Source organism: uncultured Campylobacter sp., assembly GCF_937997595.1.
Classification (GTDB): domain Bacteria; phylum Campylobacterota; class Campylobacteria; order Campylobacterales; family Campylobacteraceae; genus Campylobacter_B.
In genome coordinates this window covers 1-2,600 of the sequence record NZ_CALKTS010000362.1, presented here as the reverse complement: position 1 = coordinate 2,600, position 2,600 = coordinate 1, and the positions used below count along the sequence as shown (strand labels likewise).

The following is a 2,600-nucleotide window of genomic DNA, read 5'->3' as shown; positions in this document are numbered from 1 at the left end:
AAATTTTGCGGCATGAAACGGCGCGGAGTGGGTGCGTGAAGATCGCTCTTTTCGGCGGCAGTTTCGATCCGCCGCACGCAGGACACGACGCCGCGGTAAAGGCGATTTTATCCAGCCTGAAGCCCGATTTGCTGATCATAATGCCGTCGTTTCTAAACCCGTTTAAAAAGAGCTTTTCGGCGCCGCCGCAGCTGCGGCTTAGATGGTGCCGCGCACTGTGGAGCGACGCCCCGCACGTAGAGGTGAGCGATTATGAAATTTCGCAAAACGTGCCAGTACCCACGATACAAAGCGTAAAATTTCTGCTCGAAAAATACGGCGGAAACGGCAAAATCGCGACGGAGACGACAGGCGGAACGGGTGAAACCCCGGTAGCCGTAACGGATAGAGCTTTACCTAATGGCGCAAATATTGCGAATAAAATTTCTACCAGTGCCTATACTCTAGGCAGTGCAGACGAAATTTTACCCGAGAAGACGAACGGGACTTTGTCGTGCGATATAGGTAAAATTCTAGGCGGCGACGCCTGCTCCGCCGATAGCACGGGTGGGACAAGTATCGCCGCTAACGCAAAAAACGAAGCTCTGCGAGGTGGCACGGCGGATCAAATTTCGGTCGGCAGCGAAAGCGAAACGGGCGGGATTTCACAAAGCAAGGCGGGTGAGATTTCGGCCGACGGTAGAAATAAGGCGGGTAGCGCAAACGATGCGAGTAAAATTTTAAACGCGGACAAAATTTCAAGCGCAAGCGAAATTTCAAGCGGCAATGCAAATTGCATTGCTGATACAGGTGATGTAAATGACGCAAATGGTGTAGGCGGCACAGGCGGCGTAAATTGCCTGGGTAGCGCAAATAGTGCAGGCGACACAGGCGGCGCAGATGACGCGGATGACGCGAGCGATGTAAGTAGTGCAGATGAAGCAAGCAAAGCAAATAGTGCAAGCGGCACGGATACAGTCTCAAAGTTCTACATCGTCGTGGGTGCCGACAATTTAGCCGAGCTTCATAAATGGCGCGATTTTGGCGAGTTGCAGAAATTAGTGGAGTTTGTAGTGCTTACGAGGCCCGGTTACGAGATCCCGCGGCAGTGGGCGAGCTTAAGGCGGATCGAGGTTGCCGTGGATGCGAGCTCAAGCGGTTTTAGGCGAGATTTCAAAGGCGAAATCCCGCCCAAGATCGCAGCAGAGGTCATAAAATTTTATAAAAGGAAAGATATGCAAGATCCAAAGCAAAGGGCGGAGCGGATCGCCGAAATTTTAAACGAAAAGAAAGCTGAAGATGTCCAGATCATCGATATGGAGGGGCGCGAATACATCGCGAAATTCGTAGTTATCGCTACTATGCTGACCGCCCGCCACGCAGCCTCGCTCATCGAGGAGCTAAAAAGCGTGCTTAAGCCGCTTGGGGAGGAGTTTTTGGCTATCGAAAGCGGCGATGAGTGGAGCGTCGTCGATCTCGGCGACATCATAGTCCATCTCATCAGCGAGACTTACCGCGCCAAATACAATATCGAGGACTTCCTCGACAAGCTCAAAAAAGAGCAATTTTAAGGAGGGAGCGTGCCGAGACAGACCTGGAGCAGCAAGCTCACATATATATTAACCGTCGCGGGCGCCACGATCGGCTTTGGCTGCACGTGGAGGTTTCCGTATTTAGTCGGGGAAAACGGCGGCGGCGCCTACGTGCTCATATTTTGCATCGCGATGATCGTGCTTGGGATCCCGATGATCTTGGTAGAAAACGTCATCGGACGCCGTGCGCTAAGAAACTGCGTCGATGCCTTCGCAGCGCCTAAAAAGGACGGCTCGCGCATAAAGCCAGCATGGAAAATCGTAGGCATCATGGGCGTAATCGGCGCGTTTGGAATTTTGGCCTATTATATGGTCCTCGGCGGCTGGGTGCTAACCTATATCGTAAACATCGTAAGCGGCAACTTCGACCTCTCCGCGCGAATCACAGACCCCGCATTCACGCAGAAATTCTACGCAGATCACATCGAAAATAGCCCGCTCGGCGTCGGAGCTTACACGCTCGTTTTCATAGCGATCAACTGGTACATTTTGAAAAACGGCATCATCGAGGGGATCGAAAAATTTGTAAAATTTCTAATGCCCGCGCTATTTTTATGCTTCATCGCCGTAATTCTTACAAATTTAACGCTTGAGGGCGCAAAGGAGGGCGTGAAATTTTATCTCGGCGTCGATTTTGCAAAGATCACGCCCAAGCTTTTGATCGACGTTTTGGGTCAGGTCTTTTTCGCGCTCTCGCTCGGTTTCGGCGTGATGATCACGCTGTCTAGCTTCCTCAATAAAGACGAGAAGCTGATGCAAACGGCCACCATCACCGCAGTCGTAAACACCCTCATCGCCGTGCTTGCGGGCTTTATGATCTTCCCATCGCTCTTTAGCGCGGGGCTTGAGCCGAGCAGCGGCTCGTCGCTGGTTTTTAAGAGCTTGCCGATCGCGTTTTCGCACATGCCGTTCGGCAACGCCGTCGCGGTGGTCTTTCTCTCGATCCTGCTCATCGCCGCGCTTACGACGTCAATCACGATCTATCAGGTCATCATAAATTTCGTCGAGGAGCGCTTCGGCTTTTCAACG

At 52.2% G+C, this 2,600-nt stretch carries 2 protein-coding genes; both read left to right on the top strand.

Features of this window, described 5'->3' with window-relative positions:
* Positions 1–1,550: ribosome silencing factor (gene rsfS / locus Q0614_RS12345; protein ID WP_298789051.1), on the top strand; the 1,550-nt coding region annotated here is incomplete at its 5' end.
* 9 nt (positions 1,551–1,559) lie between these two features.
* Positions 1,560–2,600, top strand: a 1,041-nt coding sequence (locus tag Q0614_RS12340; protein ID WP_298789049.1) for a sodium-dependent transporter, incomplete at its 3' end; no start/stop codon positions are given.